The organism is Azospirillum palustre, from assembly GCF_002573965.1.
GTDB lineage: Bacteria > Pseudomonadota > Alphaproteobacteria > Azospirillales > Azospirillaceae > Azospirillum > Azospirillum palustre.
Window position 1 is genome coordinate 340,654 of the sequence record NZ_PDKW01000041.1, and the last position, 19,333, is coordinate 359,986.

9 protein-coding genes are annotated in these 19,333 nt (G+C 69.7%); 6 read left to right on the top strand and 3 right to left on the bottom strand.

Annotated elements, in window-relative coordinates; all coding sequences use genetic code 11:
* From CRT60_RS36195 to CRT60_RS15270, 4 genes are all read left to right on the top strand, one after another.
* Positions 1-1,812: beta strand repeat-containing protein (locus CRT60_RS36195; RefSeq protein ID WP_204561927.1), on the top strand; the 1,812-nt coding region annotated here is incomplete at its 5' end.
* A 43-nt stretch (positions 1,813-1,855) separates the two neighbouring features.
* A complete protein-coding gene (locus CRT60_RS35670) occupies positions 1,856-3,634 on the top strand; it encodes a ShlB/FhaC/HecB family hemolysin secretion/activation protein (protein WP_161958060.1) in 1,779 nt (592 codons plus the stop codon).
* Between the two features lie 22 nt (positions 3,635-3,656).
* Positions 3,657-5,429 (top strand): tetratricopeptide repeat protein, encoded by a 1,773-nt coding sequence (locus CRT60_RS15265; protein WP_161958061.1) that lies wholly within the window; start codon positions 3,657-3,659, stop codon positions 5,427-5,429.
* Entirely contained in the window at positions 5,429-7,516 is a 2,088-nt protein-coding gene (locus CRT60_RS15270; protein ID WP_098737315.1) for an O-linked N-acetylglucosamine transferase, SPINDLY family protein, read from the top strand. Before CRT60_RS15265 ends, CRT60_RS15270 begins: the two co-directional genes overlap by 1 nt.
* Before the next feature lie 179 nt (positions 7,517-7,695).
* Here the strand turns inward: CRT60_RS15270 and CRT60_RS15275 are convergent, their stop codons facing one another.
* Both CRT60_RS15275 and CRT60_RS15280 read right to left on the bottom strand, forming a co-directional pair.
* Positions 7,696-9,645 carry a sensor histidine kinase gene (locus CRT60_RS15275; protein WP_098737317.1) on the bottom strand — a complete coding sequence of 650 codons (1,950 nt, stop codon included), beginning with the start codon at positions 9,643-9,645 and terminating at the stop codon, positions 7,696-7,698.
* Positions 9,646-9,654: 9 nt separating this feature from the next.
* Complete coding sequence (locus CRT60_RS15280) at positions 9,655-10,356, bottom strand: response regulator (protein WP_244592515.1); 702 nt, start codon at positions 10,354-10,356, stop codon at positions 9,655-9,657.
* Between the two features lie 470 nt (positions 10,357-10,826).
* Here CRT60_RS15280 and CRT60_RS15285 point away from each other — a divergent pair, with 470 nt between their 5' ends.
* Both CRT60_RS15285 and CRT60_RS15290 read left to right on the top strand, forming a co-directional pair.
* The gene (locus tag CRT60_RS15285; protein ID WP_098737318.1) at positions 10,827-16,901 is read left to right on the top strand and encodes an MBG domain-containing protein; all 6,075 of its coding nucleotides are present in this window, start codon (positions 10,827-10,829) and stop codon (positions 16,899-16,901) included.
* 23 nt (positions 16,902-16,924) lie between these two features.
* The gene (locus CRT60_RS15290) at positions 16,925-18,826 is read left to right on the top strand and encodes a ShlB/FhaC/HecB family hemolysin secretion/activation protein (protein WP_244592516.1); all 1,902 of its coding nucleotides are present in this window, start codon (positions 16,925-16,927) and stop codon (positions 18,824-18,826) included.
* A gap of 50 nt (positions 18,827-18,876) precedes the next feature.
* On the opposite strand, the gene CRT60_RS15295 is transcribed toward CRT60_RS15290, so the two are convergent.
* Positions 18,877-19,293 (bottom strand): DUF3830 family protein, encoded by a 417-nt coding sequence (locus CRT60_RS15295; RefSeq protein WP_098737321.1) that lies wholly within the window; start codon positions 19,291-19,293, stop codon positions 18,877-18,879.
* Positions 19,294-19,333 lie beyond the last annotated feature (40 nt).

Sequence of the window (19,333 nt, forward strand, 5' to 3'; positions counted from 1 at the left end):
CTGTCGCTGGCGGGTGCGGGGGCGAGCAACTACACGCTGGGAGGCGCCACGCTCGACATCACCGCCAAGACGCTGACCGCCAGCGGCGACCGGGTTTACGACGGCACCACCGACGCTTCGGGGCTGAGCCTCAGCGGCGTCGTCGGCAGCGACGCGGTCAGCATTGGCGGGACCGGCGCGGTGGCCGACAAGAATGTCGGCACCGGCAAGACCGTGAGCGGCCTGTCGCTGGCGGGTGCGGGGGCGAGCAACTACACGCTGGGAGGCGCCACACTCGACATCACGGCCAAGTCGCTGACTGCCAGCAGCAGCAGGGTTTACGACGGCACCACCGACGCCTCTGGTCTGAGCCTCAGCGGCATCGTCGGCAGCGACGTGGTCAGCCTCGGCGGGAGCGGTGCCGTGGCCGACAAGAATGTCGGCACCGGCAAGACCGTGAGCGGCCTGTCGCTGGCGGGTGCGGGGGCCAGCAACTACACGCTGGGCGGCGCCACGCTCGACATCATGGCCAAGACGCTGACTGCCAGCAGCAGCAGGGTTTACGACGGCACCACCGACGCCTCGGGGCTGAGCCTCAGCGGTGTGGTGAGTGGCGATACCGTGTCTGTCAGCGGCGGAACCGTCAACAGCAAGACTGTCGGATCGGGCAAGTCGGTGAGTGGCGCGAAGCTGAGCGGTGGCGATGCTGGCAACTACACGCTGGGCGCCGCCGTCTACAGCATCATCGCCAAGGCGCTGCCTTGGTCGGTGGCGGGCGTGAGTGCGACTTATGGCGACGCCATCAACCTGGGCGCGGCGACGCTGAACGGTGTCATCAGCGGCGACGACATCGGCGCGACGGTCGCCGCTTTTGCTGCGGGCAAGGGTTTCCTGCCATCGGCCGGAACGCATGTCGGGACTTACAGTCAACAGGTCACCGCTTTGACCGGCAGCGACGCCGGCAATTATACTCTGGCGCAAAATGGCAACAGCGCCGGAAGCCTGGTGGTCAATCCGGCGGTTCTGAGCGTGGTCGCCAACGCGGCGTCCAAGACAGTGGGAGCCGCCGATCCGGCTTTGACCTACTCATTCAACGGCTTGCGCGGCAGCGACAGCCAGTCGTCGGTGTTGAGCGGCGGCCTGAACCGGGCCGATGGGGATACCGTCGGCACCTATCGGATTGGCCTGGGCACGCTGGCGGCGATCAGCGACTACATCATCGCCTTTGCCGGTGCGGATTTCGTCATCAACCCATCGACGGCCGCCCCCGCTCCGACCGCCCTGAACCAGCTGTCGGCTCTGCCGGTGGTGACGACACCCCTGCTGTTCAACAGTGGCCTGAGCGTTCTGGGCAGCTCCGGAACCATGATCACCTCGACCGCGGTTGCCAACACCAGCACCAGCACCAGCACCGGGCCGTCGAGCTCGAGCGGTGCCACCGCCGTCGGCTCGGGTTCGACATCGGTGTCCAATTCCAACACCGGTGCCAACCTGTCGTCCGGTGGGGTTTCCAACACCCCGATCATCATCGACGCCAGCCGCGGCCGCGCAGCGGGCAACGGCGCGGTGGTCGAGAACAGCCTGTCGGTCGCGGGTCTGCAAGTGGTCTTCCGCCAGCCCGCGAATTACACGCCGGGATCGTCGGCGGGAAGCGGTAATGGCGGTGCGAGCGGCAACACCGGCACCGGAGCGGGCGGCGGCGGGATCCTGGCGTCGGCGACCAGCTTCACGACCTTTGCGGCCGACTCGGGTGTCCAGAGCACGTTGGTGTCCGACGGCAGCCCCCTCCGCCAATCGGCGGACACCGAGCGCAAGCGCCAATCCGCGAACTGACAGCCCCGTGGACCGAATGATCAAGCAAAGGACGCGACTGCCCATGGCAAACGACCACCAGGGGCGCCACCGTATGGCCGTCGGCGTCCTGGCCGCCGGGCTTGCCGCAGCCGGGGGGATGCAGGCGCGGGCGCAGAATTTCGAGCGCATCGCGCCGGAAAAACTGGAAACCCCGGCGCCGCAGAAATCCCTGGCGCTGCCCGACACGCCGCAGCCGCTGCCGCAGGGACAACAGGTGCTGGTCGCTCGGCTGCGGGGATTGGTCTTCGTCGGACGGGCCGACGCGGTGATGCCCGACGGCGTCGACACACCCGGCATCCATGTCATTCCGGGCAGCGTGACGGATAGCGAGGATTTCCGGACGCTGATGGCGCCCTATCTCGGGCGTCCGCTGACCCTCGACCTGCTCAATGAGGTCGCGCGCAAGACCGTTCTGTATTTCCGCAACCATGACCGTCCGCTCGTCGACGTGGTGGTGCCGGAACAGAACATCAGCAGCGGCGTGATACAGCTGGTGTCGATGGAGTTCGTCGCCGGGTCCATTTCGGCCGAAGGCGCCGAATGGTTCGACGACGGCCAGTTGCTGGCGGCCATCCGAACGAAGCCCGGAGAGAGCATCAGCGGGCAGGGCCTGCTCGACGACATCAATTGGCTGAACGAAAACCCGTTTCGCCATACCGATCTGGTTTATCAGCGCGGCCGGAGTCCGGGTGAAACCGATATCGTCCTGCGAACCCGCGACCGTTTGCCGTTGCGCGTTTACGGCGGCTTTGAGAATACCGGTTCCAAGACCACCAGCGAAAACCGGGCCGTCACCGGCTTCAACTGGGGCAATGCCTTCTGGCTCGGGCATCTTCTGTCTTATCAGTACACCGCCAGCCCCGACGGCTTTCTGCATCCGGGAAGCAAGCGCTATACCGCCCATGCCGTGACCTATCAAATTCCTCTGCCCTGGCGCGACAGCCTGACGATCATGGGCAGCACCTCGCGCAGCCTGCCCAAGTTGGGCGATCAATTTCGTCAGGTGGGTGAAAGCACGCAGATTTCAGCCCGTTATTCGTCCCCGCTCCCGACGCTGGAGGCGGTGTCCCAAAAGCTGGAACTCGGTGTGGATTTCAAGCGCACCAACAACAATCTCGAGTTCGGCGGGACCAGCGTTTCCTCGGGTTTCACCGATATCTTCCAGGGTGTGTTGGGTTACTCGGCAGCGCGGGCCGACAGCTTTGGCTCGACCGCGCTGGCATTGAACGCCTATTTCAGTCCCGGCGGCTTGTCGCACGGCAACACCAGCACGGCGTTCCGGCCGTCGGACACCCACACCGGCCGCAGCTTCGCCGACGCCCGTTACGCCTATCTGCGCGCCAGCGTGGAACGCGGCGTCGACTTGCCGGAGGGGTTCACCTGGTTGACCCGGATACAGGGCCAATGGGCGAGCACCAACCTGCTGTCGTCCGAACAGCTGGGAGCCGGCGGCGCCGACAGCATTCGCGGCTATGGCGAGCAGGAGGTGACGGCCGACCAGGGGGTGATCGTCACCCATGAAATCCGCACCCCGGATATCGAGGTCGCGCGCCGGCTTGGGCTGGGGGATGTGGACGACCGGCTGCAACTGCTCGGATTTTGGGACGCCGGCCGGCTGGTCGCCCGGCGGCCGGTGGACGGGGCGAAAAGCGCCTGGACCCTGTCGAGCCTGGGTATCGGCATGCGCTATCAGACGCCTTACGGGTCGATGCGGCTTGCATGGGGGCACGCCATGCCGGGAACAGGACAGGGCAATGATCGGGGCGACCGCCTGCATTTCGGCGTCACGCTGTCCTATTGACGGTCTGGAAGGAACACGCCCCATGTCCATGACGCTTCAGGAAATGGCGGTTCGCGCCGCCGAGCATCACCAGAAGGGGGAACTGGCCGGGGCGCTTTCCCTCTACGGGGAGCTTCAGGCCGCCAATCCCCGGGACGCCAGGTTGAGCAGTCTGGTCGGTACGGTGCTGGCCCAGATGAGGCGGACGGCGGAAGCCCTGCCGTTTCTTCATCAAGCGGTTCGGATGGACCCGCAAAACCCCGAAAGCGTCCATAATCTGGCGATCGCGCTGTCGGAGGCCGGGCAGATGGCGGAGGCGGCGGAAGCCGCCAACCAACTGGGCCAGCTCCATTATGAGCGGCGGGCGTTCGAGCTGGCGCGGGCGGCTTTCCTGGCGGCGCTGGAATGGGAGCCGGGGTATCGTCCGGCCGCGGCCAATCTTGGGGCGACGTTGCAAGCCATGGGCCGGCATGCGGAATCCATCGAACGGCTGACCGCCTTCCTGAAGGGCGACCCCGACCAGGCGGAGGCCCATTGCAACCTGGGCAACGCCCTGCTGGGGGCCGGGGCCTATCGCGACGCGGTGACGAGTTTCCGGCGCGCCCTCGCCCTGCGCCCCGACTACAGCGAGGCTGAGAGCAATCTCGGTCTGGCCCTGGCATGGCTGAGCGGCCTGCCGGAGGACGCGGCGGCCGGGGAACACGCCGATGCCGATGGGGGGGTGACCGAAACCGCGGCATCCCTGGTGACGCTGGGCAACGCCCGCCTTGCCATCGACCCCCTGGGCGACATCGAGCGCTGTTATCGCAAGGCGCTGACGCTCCAGCCCGACTTCCCCGCCGCCCATTGGAATCTGTCATTGTGCCTGCTGTTGCGCGGCGATTTCACCCGCGGCTGGCAGGAACATGAATGGCGCTGGCGCTGGCATGGTTTCGGGGAGGAACCGCGGCCGTTCAGCCAACCCATATGGCAGGGGGAACCGCCCCATCAGGTCGGCGGCACCCTGCTGGTGACGGCGGAGCAGGGGTACGGCGACACCATCCAGTTCAGCCGCTATCTGCCGCTGCTGGCCGCGCGCGGCTATGACGTGGTGTTCGAGGCGCAGACCCCCCTGTTCACCCTGCTTTGGTCGAGCCTGGGGGACAGCGGCGTGCGGGTGGTGCCGCGTTCGGTCTCGCCGGCCCATGTCCATGACGACCTGCCGTTCGCCCGCCACGTCCCGCTGTTGAGCCTGCCCCACCGCTTCGGCACCCTGATCGACACCATCCCGGCGACAATTCCCTATCTTTGGGCCGAGCCGCGCCGCCGCCGCCTGTGGGCCGAGCGGTTGGAAGCGGCGGCTGGGGGGCGCTTGCGGGTCGGCCTGGTCTGGCGCGGCCGACCGGAACACAGCCGCGACGGCGACCGCTCGCTGACGTCCCAGCTTCTGGCCCCGCTGATGGCGGTTCCCGGCGTGACGTTCTTTTCGTTGCAGAAGGAAACCGGCGATCGGCCACCGGGGGCGGTGGCGTTGGGACCGTTGCTGCACGACTTCGCCGAAACCGCGGCGGCGGTGGTCAACCTGGATCTGGTGATCGCCGTCGATACGGCGGTGGCCCATCTGGCCGGCGCGCTGGGCGTGCCGGTGTGGGTCATGGTGCCGTTCAGCCCCGATTGGCGTTGGATGCTGGGGCGGACCGACAGCCCCTGGTATCCGACCATGACGCTGTTTCGCCAGCGCTGCGCCGGTGATTGGCCGGCGGTGGTCGCCGATGTGGCGGCGGCGCTGGCGGGTGTCGACGCAGCCGGCCTGCCGCGCGCGATGGGAGAGGCGTGATGAAGCCCATGTCCCCCGAGAGCCCCGCGGTGACGGCGGAAGGCCTGATCGAGCAAGCCGGCCAAGCCTTGGCGGGCGGCGATCCGGCCCGAACCGCGACGCTGGCCGCGCGGGCGCTGGAAGCGGCGCCCGGTCACCCTCACGCGCTTTATCTCCATGGCATGGCGGCCGCGTTGACCGGCGACGGGGCAACGGCGGTGGCGCGGCTGCGGGCGAGCATCGCCGCCGGTGGCGGAACGCCGGAGTGTCATTATAACCTTGGGCTGGCGCTGCACGCCCAAGGCGACGGCGACGGGGCGGTGCAGGCCTATCTGTCGGCGATCCTGCGCGCGCCCGGCTTCGCCGAAGCCTATAACAGCCTGGGGGTGAGCTTGGCCGCCGTCGGCCGCGCCGACGACGCCATCGCCGCCTTTCACCGGGCGACGGCGGAACGCGCCGGCTATCTCGACGCCCATATCAACCTCGCCACCGTTCTGGTCGGCATCGGCCAGGCGGAAGCCGCCTTCGCAATTTATCGCGACCTGCTGGCCGCCGATCCGGGCAACCCGCGTCTGATTTTCCTCACCGGGACGGCGGCGCTCAACGCCGACGCCCTGCCGGAGGCCGAGGGGTATCTGCGCCAATCCCTGCTGTATCAGCCGCGTGACCCCGGTACCTGGAACAATCTGGGGCTGGTGCTGGTGCGGATGGGACAGGTGAGTGCGGCGATCGACGCCTTCACCAAGGCGACGACCTACCGACCCGACTATGCCGAGGCGTGGTTCGCCCTCGCCTCCGCCCAGGAAGCGGCGGGAGCGTTTGAACAGGCCGCCGCGACGTATGAACATGCCCGGCCGCTGCTGGCCGACAATACCGGCATCGACAGCAACATCCTGATGACGCTCAACTACCGCGACGCTTTGCCGGCCGACGCGGTGTATGACGCCCATCGCCGCTGGGGGACCGGGTATCGGCAAGGCCTCCCGACGCCGCCGCCGCCGGCCCCGCAGCCGCGGGACGGGCGGCGGTTGCGGATCGGCTACGTCTCCCCGGATTTCCGCCTGCATTCGGTGGCGATGTTCCTGCTGCCGTTGCTGGAGCAGCATGACCGCAGCCGGGTCGAGGTCTTCGCCTATTCAAACGTCGAGAAAAGCGATTTCATCACCGATCACGTCCGCCGACACGTCGACCACTGGCGTCCGATCGCCGGCGTCGATCCCGACACGGTCGCGGCGACGATCCGTGCCGACGGCGTCGACATCCTGGTCGATCTCGCCGGGCATACCGCCCGCAACCGGCTGGACGTGTTCGCCCGGCGGGCGGCCCCGGTTCAGATGACTTGGCTCGGCTACCCCGCCACCACCGGCCTGCCGGCCATGGACGTCCGGTTGACCGACGCGGTTTCCGATCCGCCCGGCGACGCCGACCGCCGGCATTCCGAACGGCTGGTCCGCCTGGACGGCGGGTTCCTGTGCTACCGCCCCCTCGGGCCGACGCCGGACCCGTTGCCGGCCCCGATCCTGTCGCGCGGTCAGGTCAGCTTTGGTTCCTTCAACGCGCTGTCCAAGCTGACCGCGGCGACCGTGGCGCTGTGGGCGCGGGTGTTGACGGCGACGCCCGGCAGCCGGCTGGTGCTCAAGACGTCGCTGCTGGCCGACGCCGGCATGCGCCGGCGGGTGGCGGGGTTGTTCGCGGCGCACGGGATCGCGGCGGAACGCCTGACGCTGCTGTCCCATATTCCTCATCATTTCGGTCATCTGGACGCCTATGGGGAGATCGACATCGCGCTTGATCCCATTCCCTACAACGGCACCACCACCACCTGCGAGGCGTTGTGGATGGGGGTGCCGGTGCTGACGCTTCCCGGCGATCGTCACGCCGCACGGGTCGGCGCCAGCCTGTTGACCGCCGCGGCTCTGACCGAATGGATCGCCGCCGATGAAGCGGACTTCGTGGCCAAGGCGGTGGCCCTGGCCGCCGAACCCGATCATCTGGCGACGGTTCGCCAAGGGCTGCGCGGCCTTTTGATCGCGTCCGATCTGTGCGACGCCCAGCGGTTCGCCCGGCGGTTCGAAGCGATGTGCTTTTCCGTGGCCGAAGCTCAATGAGCCATGCAGGAAAATGGGTGATGAACCGCCCCAGGTTTCCCGGAGGCCCCATCATCTGAGAAACCGGGGTCGACATCGCGAAGCAGGCATCACCCGGATACGCCCCTGAGTTGCGCGGGCGCGCGGTTCGGATGGCGTTCGGGCACGACGGGGAGCATGCCTCGCAGTGGGCGGCGAGTTCACAAGGACAAAGGTCCGCGGATCTCGGCCGGCAAGTCCAAGGTGACGGTGGTCCCGCCAGGGCCGGACTGGATGTCGAGCGTCCCGCCCAGGGCATCCGCCCGCCGGCGCATGTTTCCCAGGCCGTAGCTGCCCGGCCGGGCGGCTACCCCGCCGCGTCCCTGGTCGCGCAGGCACAAGCGCACGCCGTGGCCCGGCCGCGGAGACGGGCCGGCCTCGATGGTCAGCGTGGACGAGCCGCTGTGGCGGGCGGCGTTGACCGAAGCCTCCTGCAGGATGCGGAAGATGTTGAGGGTGGCGCCGGGGTGCAGGCCCTGCACCTCCGGCAGGGCGGAAGCCCGCCACACCAGCGTCATGCCGTGGGTCATGAGCTGCGGCTCGATGCGTTCGCGGAACAGGGCGAGCATCACGCCGAGATCGTCGCCCGACCTCTCCAGCGATGCCACCACCAGCCGGAGGTCGGCCAGCGCCCCGCCAACCGAGACGGCGACCTCGCCCGAGGACTCCCCCTGCAGCTCGCACAGCGCCAGGATCGAGACGAGCTGACCGGCGATGCCGTCGTGCAGGTCGCTCATCAGGCGCACCCGCTCGGCTTCCAGCACGGCGGCCTTGGCCTGCTGCTGCTCGCGGGCGAAGCTGCGGCGCAGGGCATCCTCGGCCGCCGCCACCTCGCTCTTCAGGCGCTGGCTGAACTGATCCAGCACGTTCATGGTCTGGGCGAAGCGCCAGATCAGCACTGCGGAGACGACCGCCATGATGACGGGCCAGGCGAAGCGGCCGAGCAGCACCCGGCTTTCCCCCAGGGAGTCGCGGGTCAGCAGAATGTCATGCACCGCGATGACCAGATTGAACAGGAAGGCGCCGGCCAGCGCCGTGGCCGCGATGTCGCGCTCCCGGACCGCCACGCGCACCACCACGAACAGCACCCACAGCGCGGCAGCGCACATGAGCGGAAAATAGACGGTCGTGAGCAGCCAGCGGTGCAGATCGACCGGGAGGGTGAGGAAGCTGACGGCAACCATGAACGGCGGCAGCAGGAAAGCGCCGAGAGGGACCGGGAGCGGGCGGCGGACGAACAGCAGCGCCATGGGCAGGAGAAGGCAGGTGGTCAGGAAGCGGGTGTGATTGATGAGCTGGAGCGAGGTTTCGCTCAGCACCCCATCGCCCAGGATCGCCGGCAGCGACACGACGGCGTGCGACAGGATAACGCCGCTGGTCACCAGAAAGACCTGCTCGCGACGGCTGGCGAGCCAGATCATGAACAGCGACAGGCCCATGGTGACGTGCCAGCCGTCGAGCATCCGTTGCAGGGTCGCGAACAGGAACCGCCGCCTGTCATAGTCAGGGCGCAGCAGGGCGTCGGGCCCGATGGCGACGCGGTCGAGGAAGGCGCTGATGACGCCGCGCTTCGACAGGGCGATCTCGAACTCGTTCAGGCCGGGGTGCAGAAGCGGGACCGTCACCAGGAACGGAACATTGCCGGAAATATCGGCTTCCGCCCGCGACCAGACGCTGGTGGCGAGAAAAACGCCATTCAGGGAAACGGTGAGCACACCCTGGAAAGAGGGCGCATAGAACGACATGACGCCCTGGTCCGCGGACTGGGCGGCCGGATCGTAGCGGTACCCGATGCGGAAGGTGACTGCGCATCCCTCCACCGCCGTCGTGGTCGGGCAGCGGTAGGGCAGAGACACTGGCGACCAGGCCTCCGGGCCGGCCGCCCGGTCGCCGGCCCAATCGCCGGGCACCGTCAGCAACGCCTCGCCGATGAACAAGGCGGCCGCATCGTCGGACAGGGTGGGATTGACGATGAATGCGAGGGCGGCGAGGACGGGAATCAGGATCGCCAGACACAGGGCGGACCGCCATGCCCAGGCTGGCCGGGACAGCGGCGCGGGCGCGGGCGCCTCGCCGCCGCCCATGCCCGGATCGGCGTCCGTCGACGGCATGGCGGACCCTCAGCCCTTCAGGTTGATGATGTTGTGGTTGATCGCGGCGAACACCGCCTCGCCGCGGGAGTTCACCTCCAGCTTGCGGTAGATGTTCTTGATGTGGGTCAGCACCGTGTTGCGGGAGATGCCCAGCCGCTCCGCGATGTCGCCATAGGTCAGTCCCTTGGCGACCCCCCACAGGATGTCGGTCTCCCGCTCGGTGAGCGACGGCACCGGCTCTGTCGGCGGCGTGGCCGACGGAGAGTCCGGCCGGTTCTGGACGCGGCGGACGATGGTGCGGGCGATGGAGGTCGAGATCGGCGAGCGCCCGGCCACCAGGTCGAGCACGGAGCCGACCAGATCGATCGCCGCCGAATCCTTCAGGATATAGCCGGCCGCTCCCGCCTCGATGGCGGTCAGCACGCTGCGCTCGTCCCCCAGGACCGAGACCACCATGATCTCCATGGCCGGGTAGAGCCGCCGGTTTTCGTGGATCAGGTCGAGGCCGCTGCCGTCGGGCAGCTTCAGGTCGGTGACCAGGACCGCCGGCACATGGGCGGCGCAGAGCGCGCGGGCCTCCGCCAGCGTGGCCGCGGCGGCCACCAGCTCGATGGGGTCGGCGGCGCGCAGGATCGCGGACATGCGCTCGCGGATCGGACGGTCATCCTCCACCAGGAGGACGCGGATGCGGTGGTCCGGCGACGGGGTTGCGGGCAAGTCACTGGTCACCACAGGGGAACGCCTTTCGTCCGGGAGGGATCGCGTCTTGGTCTGCGAGCGCAGGATAGGAAGGTTCGCGAAACCGTGACAATACCCAATCACAGGTCGAGGGCGCGGACAGTGCCCCCATGGGGAGACTACCCGCAACGGTTTCGCCGCGGCATCCCATGAACATGTGAGGCGGCACGGGCCGGTACGCCCGCCCCATCGCACCCCGCTCCCCCAACACCCCGCTTCCTCACACGATGTTGGGATACCGCGGTATGGCGGGCCTGACTATGGTTGTGCCGCGTGTCGCCCAATCCTCCTCAGCGGGAACCACGCCCGACGGAGCGGCCGGAGGCGGTCCCCCAACAGCACCGCGCCGCCCGTCGGCCCGGGCACGAAGCGGCCTGGCCCCCTGAAGAGGGCCGGCAGCCGCCGTGCCCGGCCAGCCCGGCCGCCTATTGCCGATCAAGACAGAACACAGGGGTTAGCGGATGACCAGCGTCGATTCTCAAGCGTTCCGCGGAGCCGGATCGCCGAGCCGGCCATCGCGGCTGCTGCTGAGCCTGATGGCGAGCGTCGCGCTGCTGGCGAGCCGGGAGAGCACGGCCCTGGCGCAGCCGCTGCCGAGCGGGCCGGCCGTCGCCGCCGGCTCGGTATCGATAGCGACGCCGTCGGGCACCAGCCTCATCATCGACCAATCCTCCCCCAGCGCCGTCGTCAACTGGCAGTCCTTCTCCATCGGGGCGGGGAACACGGTTCACGTCAACAACGGCAGCGGCGCCACGCTCAACCGCGTCACCGGCAACGTCCCCTCGCGCCTGGACGGCAGCCTGACCGCCACCGGCTCGGTCTATCTGATCAACCCGGCGGGGGTCGCGGTCGGACCCGGCGGGCGGGTCTCCACCGGCGGGTCCTTCGTCGCCTCCACCCTGGACGTCCGCGACGAGGAGTTCCTGCGCGGCGGCGACAAGACCTTCGCCGGCACCTCCAAGGCGACGGTGACCAACGCCGGGTCGATCGGCTCGCTGGGCGGCGACGTGGCGCTGATCGCGCGGGCGGTCGAGAACAGCGGCACCATCGCGGCGCCCAAGGGCACCGCCGCGCTGGCCGTCGGCTACGAAGTGCTGGCGCGGGACGGCGCCGTCAACGGCGGCAAGTTCCAGGTCAGGGTCGGCGGGGCGGACACCGAGGCGAAGACCACCGGCACCATCACCGCGGCGGTGGCCGAGCTGCGGGCCAACGGCGGCAACGTCTACGCGCTCGCCGGCAACACCGGCGGCGTCATCGCGGCGACCGGCACAGCGGCCAGCGGCGGGCGGGTCTACCTGACCGCGGGCGACGACGGCGCGGTGGAGGCCGGCGGCACCATCGCCGCCACCCGGACGATGGCGGATGGCGCCCGCCAGGGCGGCGACATCCGGGTATCGGGCGGACGGGCCACGGTCACCGGCACGCTGACGGCCAGGGGATCGGCGCCGCCCATACCCGGCGTCAAGCCGGCGCGGGGCGCGGGCGGCACCGTGGCGGTGACGGGCCGGGCGGTGACGGTGGCCGGGACCGCCACGGTGGACGCGGGCGGCACCAGCGGCGGCGCCGTGGTGATCGGCGGCGATTACCAGGGTGGCAAGGACGCGCGGACGAAGACGCTCGCCGAGACGGTGGCCAACGCCGCGACCACCACCGTCGAGGCCGGGGCGCGGCTGTCGGCGGACGGAAGCGCCGGGAACGGCGGCAGCGTCGTGGTGTGGTCGGACGAGCGCACGGCATTCTACGGTGCGATCAGCGCGCGGGGCAACGGTGCCGGCGCCAACGGCGGCCGGGCCGAGGTGTCGGGCAAGGCGTCGCTGTCGTTCCGCGGGACCGCCGATCTGCGGGCCGAATCCGGCCGGACGGGATCGCTGCTGCTCGATCCGTACAACCTGACGATCTCCAACGGCAGCGACAGCGGCATGTCGGGCTTCGATGCCGCCGGTGACGACAGCGTGCTCAGTGTCGGCACGCTGACGGCGGCGCTGGCGACGGCCAACGTGACGGTGTCGACCGGGACGGGCGGCAGCCAGGAGGGCAACATCACGGTGGCGGACCCGGTGTCATGGTCGGCCGACACGATTTTGACCCTCCAGGCCGCCGGGCACATCGCGGTCAACGCCGCGGTGACGGCGACGGGCAATACCGCCGGGCTGGTGCTGGAATACGGCGTCGGCAAGGACTACAGCGTCGCGGCGCCGATCACCCTGTCGGGGAACGGCGCCACGCTGCAGATCGGTCCGACCGGCAGCCTCACGACCTATGCCCTGTTGCACGCGCTGTCGGATATCGACGACATCGACTCCGCCGACCCCACCAGCACGGACCGAACCGGGAACTTCGCGCTGGCCCAGAGCCTGAATGGCGACGGCAACACCTACGGCGACGCCCTGGTCACTGGGCGCTTCGTCGGCACCTTCGCCGGGCTTGGCAACACCATCGCCAACCTGACCATCGAAGCGGGGTCCACGGAGGGTGTCGGCCTGTTTGCCAACGCCGGTCCCGGATCGGTCATCCGCGACCTGTCGCTGACCGGAGGAATCACGGGCGGGGCCCATACCGGCGGTCTGGCGGGACGTGGCAGCGGCATCGTCACGAACGTCACCGCGGCGGCGGCGGTGACGGGGACGAACTATGTCGGCGGCCTGATCGGCGAAATGACCGGCGGCAGCGTCACCGACTCGTCCGGTAACAGCGATGTGACCGGAAAAAGCTACGTCGGCGGGTTGATCGGCCGTGTCGACGGCGCCGGCATCACCCTGACGCGGGTCCACGCCAGCGGCACCGTCATCAACAATGCGAACGGCGGACGTTTCTACAATGGCGGGCTGGTCGGCTATAACAACGGCGGGACCATCGAGTCCTCCTACGCCACCGGCGACGTGAAGCCCGACTGGGGCGACGGCAACAACTCCGGCGGGCTGGTCGGCGAAAACACCGGCACGATCCGCGATTCCTATGCAACCGGGTCTGTCCCCGACTCCTGGTTCGCCGGGGGGCTCGTCGGCGTCAACTCGGGCACCATCACCAACTCCCATGCCACCGGCTCGGTCGGCGGCGACGGCAGGAACTTTCTGGGCGGACTGGTCGGCTCGAACAACGCCGGCACGCTGTCGAACGTGTACGCGACCGGTTCCGTCAACGGCAACGGGCCGGTCGGCGGACTGGTCGGCAGCATGGCGGGAGGGGCCGTCACCGACGCTTACGCCTCCGGCGACGTAAGCGCCCACTGGAGCCCGGTGGGCGGCCTGATCGGTGAACTGGCCTGGGGTGTCAGCGTCACGCGGGCCTATGCCACCGGGGCGGTCAGCTCCACGGTCGAGGCAGCCGGCGGTCTGATCGGAACAAGCGGGGGCACGGTGTCGCAGGCCTATGCCACCGGCACCGTCGACGGCGTCGGCAAGGCCGGCGGCCTGATCGGAAACAACAACGGTACGATCCGCGATTCCTACGCAACCGGGGCTGTCCTCAACTCCCCGGAGGCCGGCGGGCTGGTCGGCCTAAACTCGGGCACCATCACCAATGCCTATGCCACCGGCTCGGTCGGCGGCGACAACATGACCAATGTCGGCGGACTGGTCGGCAAGAACACCGCCGGCACACTGTCGAACGTGTACGCCACCGGTTTCGTCGACGGTGCCGGGCCGGCCGGTGGCCTGATCGGCTACCTGGAGGATGGGGCCGTCGCCGACGCTTTCGCCTCCGGCACCGTGACCGGCAGCACAAACGCGGTGGGCGGCCTGATCGGCGCAATGAACATCGGCAGCGTCACGCGGGCCTATGCCACCGGCACCGTCAGCGGCAACCTCATGGTCGGCGGCCTGATCGGCGTGAGCGGCGGCACAGTGACCCAGGTCTATGCCACCGGCTCCGTCACCGGCACCGATCAGGTCGGCGGCCTGATCGGGCTCAACGCCGGCACCGTGACGCAGGCCTACGCCGCCGGCATGGTGAGCGGCTCGGGCACCGACATCGGCGGCCTGATCGGAAGCGATGCCGGCTCCGTGACCGCGTCCTATTGGGATACGGACAGCACCGGGCAGGCCAGGTCGGCCGGCGGCAGCGGGGCGGTCGGCCTGACCACTGCCGAAATGGCGGAGGATTGGAGCCTCTTCCTGGGCTGGGACTGGACGGTGTGGGCACTGCCCGTGCCCGGCAGCCTCCGGCCGGAACTTTACGGCGTCTCCGGGGTGGTCGGGGGAATTCGGAGCATCACCTATGGCGACGATCCGGCCGGCGCCACGGCCCGCACGGTCGGCGACGGCTGGTGGAACACCGTCACCGGCACCCTGTCCGTCGGCCCCCTCACCGCCACCGAGGCCGGGGCGCAGTCCCTCGCCGTGTCCGGCCTCAGCGGCACCTTCGTCACAGGCGGCGCCACACGCTTCGCCGGTGCCGGCATCGTCAATCCGGCGACGCTGACCGTCACCGCCGGCGGCGGCAGCATGACCTACGGCGACGCCCCCCCGACGAACATCACCTACACCGCCACCGGCTGGAAGAACGGGCAGGGCGACAGCCTGCTGACCGGGGTCGCCACGTCCACCGCCGCCACCGCCACCTCGAACGTCGGCAGCCACGCCACCACGGCCTCCGGCGGCACGCTGAGTGGAGGCGCCAGCGGCAACTACATCCTCAGCTACGTCAACGGCGTGATGAGCGTCACCCCGGCGACGCTGACCGTCACCGCCGCCGGCAGCATGACCTATGGCGATACCCCCCCGGCAAACATCGCCTACACCGCCACCGGCTGGAAGAACGGGCAGGGCGACAGCCTGCTGACCGGGGTCGCCACGACGACGACCGCGACCGCCACCTCGGACGTCGGCAGCTATGCCACCTCGGCGTCCGGCGGCACGCTGGGTGGAGCCGCCAGCGGCAACTACACCCTCAGCTACGCGGCCGGCACGATGAGCGTGATCCCGGCGGCGCTGACCGTCACCGCCGCCGACGGCAGCATGATCTATGGCGACGCTCCCCCGACCGACATCGCCTACACCGCCACCGGCTGGAAGAACGGGCAGGGCGACAGCCTGCTGACCGGGGTCGCCACGGCGACCGCCGCGACCGCCGCCTCGGACGTCGGCAGCTATGCCACCTTGGCGTCCGGCGGCACGCTGGGTGGAGCCGCCAGCGGCAACTACACCCTCAGCTACGCGGCCGGCACGATGAGCGTGATCCCGGCGGCGCTGACCGTCACCGCCGGCAGCGGCAGCATGACCTATGGCGACGCTCCCCCGACCGACATCGCCTACACCGCCACCGGCTGGAAGAATGGGCAGGGCAGCACGCTGCTGACCGGGGTCGCCACGTCCACCGCCGTCACCGCCGCTTCGGACGTCGGTAGCTATGCCACCTCGGCGTCCGGCGGCACGCTGGGTGGAGCCGCCACCGGCAACTACACCCTCAGCTACGCCGCCGGCACGATGAGCGTGACCCCGGCGGCGCTGACGGTCACCGCCGGCAGCGGCAGCATGACCTATGGCGGCAGCGTGCCCGCCATCGGCTACGCCGCCACGGGCTGGAAGAACGGGCAGGATGGCAGCCTGCTGACCGGGGTCAGCACGGCGGCCTCCGCCTCCGCCTCCTCCAATGTCGGCAGCTATGCCACGACCACGTCCGGCGGCACCCTGGGCGGCGGCGCTGCCGGCAACTACAGCATCCTGCGTCAGTCGGGCACCCTGTCGGTCACCGCGCGCCCGATCAGCGTGGCGGCGGACAGCACGAACCGGCTCTACGGCAACGCCAATCCGGCGCTCACCTACAATGTCGGCGGCGACGGCCTCGTCAACGGCGACACGCTGTCGGGCGCACTCGCCACCGCTGCCGGGGCGGCGTCGTCGGTGGGCTCCTACGTCATCGGCCAGGGCACGCTGGCGGCCTCGTCCAACTACAGCCTCGTCTTCAACCCCGGCACGCTGTCGGTCATCGCGCGCCCGATCACCGTGGCGGCGGACGGCAAGAGCCGGCTCTACGGCAACGCCAATCCGGCGCTCACCTACAGTGTCGGCGGCGACGGGCTCGTCAACGGCGACACGCTGTCGGGGGCGCTCGCCACCGCCGCCACCGCGTCTTCGCCAGCCGGCTCCTACGCCATCACGCAGGGAAGCCTCGCGGCCTCGTCCAACTACGCGCTCTCCTATGGGCCGGGCGTGCTCACGGTGCAGCCGGCCGACAGCGGCAACAGCGTGCCGCCGGCCGGCGCCCCGGCGCAGGAGGTGACCCGCCAGATCATCGTGGCGACGCTGCCGCGCAACATGGTCGAAACCACGGCTCAGGGGACGGACACCGCCTTCTCCGGCGGCGGGATCGTCCTGTCCGGCGGCGACAGCGCCCCCACGGCCGGAACCCGAAGCGCGACTGCGACCGCGTCCGCCGTGCCGGGCGCCGACACCCAGGGCGGGAGCGGCAACGGCGTGCGGGAGGAGAAGGGCGAAGCCGGCTGCATCGGCGGGGCCGCCGGAGCGGCGTGCGCCAGCCAGCCGCATCCGGCCAACACGCGGGTCGGCCGCTTCCTGCGCTTCTTCCAACAGCCGTGACGGATTCAGTGAGGATGTTTCAGATGTACGGAACCGAAGCCCGTCCGTCGCGGCTCCGTGGAGCCGCCCCCCGGTTGTTCGGGGTGGTTGCGGTGACCGCGATGGGGCTCGCCGGCGGTGCGCCGGGCGCCACCCTTGCCCAGTCCACGGCGGCCCAGTCCACGGCGATGGAACGCCATTTGCCCCCGGCGGTGGAGGGAAGCGGCGGGGGACTGCGCCCCGGCCCGGCGCCGACGGCGTCCGGGGACGACACCCCGCTGGGGGTCGATGTCGCCGGCTTCCGCCTCATCGGGCTGGACGGCGCGATCACCTCCCACCCGCCGGCCGGCATCACGGTCGCGGGGGCGGAGGGGCTGGACGATGCCGGGTTGCGGAAAGCCTTGAGCCCCTTCATCAACAAGCCGCTGTCGCGCAAGCTGCTGACCGAGGTTCAGGCGGCGGTGGCGCTGGCCTACCGCGAGGCGGGCCGCCCCTTCGTCTCGATCACGGCACCGCCGCAGGAGATCACCTCCGGCGTGCTGCACCTGCGCGTGGTGGCCTTCCGGACCGGCCGCGTGCAGGTGCAGGACGGCGACGGCGGGCCGCAGGAGCCGGACCCGGCGCTTGCCGCCGGTCTGCGCGCGCCAGCCGGCCAGCTCATCGAAGCGGACCGCATCTCCGAGGATCTCGACTGGCTCAACCGCTTCCCCTACCGGCAGCTCAACGGCGTGTTCGAGCCGGGGTCCGATCCCGGCACCAGCAACCTGACCCTGGAGCTCAGCCGCCGCCAGCCCTGGCAGGCGTTCGCCGGCTGGTCCAACACCAGCACCGTCAGGGATCACGACAGCAACCGCCTCTTCGCCGGCTTCAGCGCGGGCATCGAGGCGATGCATGACATGACCGTCGCCTATCAGTTCACCGGCAGCCCGGACGTCGTCTCCGATCCCGCCTCGGTCAGGCTGTCGGGGGGAAACTGGCCGGCCTATGTCAGCCATGCCGGGCGTATCGCGGCGATGACCTTTCCGCGGCAGGCGGTCAGCATCGCCCCGAACTTCGTCGCGACGGGCCAGGAGAGCGCCGGCAACATCCTGACCTTCCACACCACCACCGTCGAACTGCCCATTCTCTACCGCTCGGCGCTGTCCAACATCGACGAACGGCTGGCCGGGTGGGGGGACGTCTATGGCGGCGTCGCGCCGAAATGGATGTCGCGCAAGACGCTGTACCGGGGTGCTGGCCTCGCCGACGGATCGGCCGGGGTGTTCGACCTGACCGTCGGCTGGGCCGCTGCCTGGCAGCGCGCCGGCGGCGATACGGCCGATCTTGACGTCCGCGCCGTGGTCAACCGGACCGGGATCGTGCCCGGCAACACCGATGCGGCCTGGAACAGCTTCACCAACGGACGGGTGGCCGGGGCCGACTATGCCTATGGGTACGGCACGCTCAATCAGGCGACGTCGCTTGCCGCCGTTCCCGGCCTGAACGGCTTCACCTGGACCACCGCGTTCACCGGCCAGATTGCCGGCAAGGCGCTGCCCGAGACCGAGCAGCTTGCACTCGGCGGCTATTACGCCGCCCGTGGCTACACGCTGCGCGACGGCAGCGCCGATACCGGGTTCGTGCTGCGCAACGAGCTGCGGCTGCCGGTATTCCCGGTCCTGGGCGCTGTGGGGGTCTCCGACATGCCCGGCGTCGGGCGGGTGGAGGATGCGGCCTCCCCCTTCGCCTTCCTCGATGTCGCCTATGGCCACACCTACAACCTGGATGCCCTGCAGGGGGTGAACGAGCGGGCCGACACCAGACTCGTCGGCCTCGGCCTCGGGCTCGACTACACGCTTGGCCGGAGCCTGCAGGGCGGGCTGAGCGTCGGCGTCGCCCTGACGGACGGGCCGGAGACGGACCGCGGCACCGTCACCGCCCAGGCCCGGCTGCTGATGTCGTTCTGACCGCCAATGCCCTCTGCCGCGTCAGCGGGCCAGGTTCAGCGGGGCCAAGTTCAGCGGGCCAGTTCGAAGCGGATCGGCTGCGCGCCCTGCCACAGGGTGCGCTTGCCGAGTTCCGCCAGATTCTCCAGCCCGTCGGTGATGGTGATGAAGTGGTTGCCGGCGAGCTGGCCCATCTTGCTGGAGAACTGGACGCCGCCATAGGCCAGCAGGATCTCGGTCTCGCTGATGCCGCCCGGATAGAGGATGAACTGGCCCGGCGCCGGGTGGCTGGTGTGGTTCTCGTAGCCGAGGCCGAAATCGGTGTCGCCCAGCGGAATCCACACCCCTTCGCCGCTCCAGCGGACATGGACGATCTGGCCCTCGTAGGGCAGCAGGCTGCGGAACTTGGCGCAGGTCTTCGGCGCGGCGGCCGTCTCGAAACGGGCGCCGAAGGTGAAGGGGCCGGCGGTGATGGTCAGGGCGTCCATGCTTGGGGGATCCTTGCGTTTCGTGGTCGTCGGGTGGAGT